This is a genomic window from Dysgonomonas sp. UBA7630, assembly GCF_002483985.1.
Taxonomy (GTDB): Bacteria; Bacteroidota; Bacteroidia; order Bacteroidales; family Dysgonomonadaceae; genus Dysgonomonas.
The window spans coordinates 6,563-6,903 of record NZ_DLIY01000036.1; the positions used below are offsets into that span (position 1 = coordinate 6,563).

General features: G+C 39.3%; 1 pseudogene. It reads left to right on the top strand.

What is annotated here, in order from left to right:
- Positions 1–341, top strand: a pseudogene (locus B3P17_RS14160) (hypothetical protein); the annotation flags it as partial.

Below are 341 nucleotides of genomic sequence, written 5' to 3' on the forward strand. Positions count from 1 at the left end.
ATGAAAGCGCAATAGGAGGGTTTACGTGTGTTGATCCACATGCGGAAAAATATTATTCAATATCGCCGTATGCATATTGCTATAATAATCCGTTGAGATTTGTAGATAAGGATGGACGTGATCCTGGTGATCCTCCTAATAAAAAACAAAAAGAAGCATCAGCTATACCTATTGCTGTTATGTCAGGTTCAGCCGGTATTACTGTTTCTCCATTAGTTGTAATTTTGGCATTCCCACTTATAATGACAGGAGATACAACCGATAAATATCAACGTGAAGCCTGGAGGGAACAAAAGAAGAGGGATAGGAAAGCAAAAGAAGCATTAGATGCAGCTCAGGTC